The sequence below is a fragment of the Psychrobacter sp. 1U2 genome (genome assembly GCF_051847575.1).
In genome coordinates, this window is sequence record NZ_JBPYDC010001037.1 from 1 (window position 1) to 731 (window position 731).

Annotated in this window: 1 protein-coding gene; it reads left to right on the forward strand. The window is 40.4% G+C overall.

The features are described from left to right. Positions 1-151 precede the first annotated feature (151 nt). Complete coding sequence (locus ACS8FD_RS20240; protein WP_299217846.1) at positions 152-619, forward strand: universal stress protein; 468 nt, start codon at positions 152-154, stop codon at positions 617-619. The last annotated feature ends 112 nt before the right edge of the window (positions 620-731 follow it).

The following is a 731-nucleotide window of genomic DNA, read 5'->3' on the forward strand; positions in this document are numbered from 1 at the left end:
TAAAATATTGCAGCCAATTAAATGCTGTTAAATAGGCTAATAAGTAATTTAAACGGTGCCTTTAAAGAATATAATAAAGAGTGCAACTCACTACTTAACAGCAGTCATCAGTAGTGCTATAGTTAAAACTACTTGCTACGAGGAGACCCTCATGAGTTACCAACATATTTTACTAGTCACTGACTTATTGGCTGATGCCGACATAGTTGCTCAAAAAGCCAAACGCATCGTTGATAACCGTCCTGGCTCCAAGCTATCAGTATTACATATCGTCAAGGATACCATGGTTGGCTTTGGTTATGAATTGGTACCTGCCTCAAGCCTATATGATGAGATTGATGATGAGCGCTGCCAAGAAGCACGGGCAAAACTGGCCCAATTTTTGGAGCGTAATGATTTAAATGCGGTAAACTCTGAAGTGACGACTGCCATCTCTAACAGTGAAGGCATCGTTAATTACTGCCATAAAAATGAGGTTGATCTATTGGTCATTGGTCGTCATGAACGCCATGGTATTGCTGCATGGATTAGCGGTGCGACCGCAGATAACATTCTGCCAAATGTACCCTGTGACAGTTTAGTCGTCAGGCTTGATAAACCAGTATCAAAACGCAGCTAATAGAGTTGATATAGGTCTTGTTTATTAATAAATAAAATAAGCGCACCGTAGCTACTTGTCTACGGTGCGCTTTTTGCATATTTCTGCATGACAATCTTACCTACCTAATGCA

Coding starts and splice junctions, on each gene's coding strand:
- ACS8FD_RS20240 (WP_299217846.1), top strand. CDS start 152: ATGAGTTACCAACATATTTTACTAGTCACTGACTTATTGGCTGATGCC.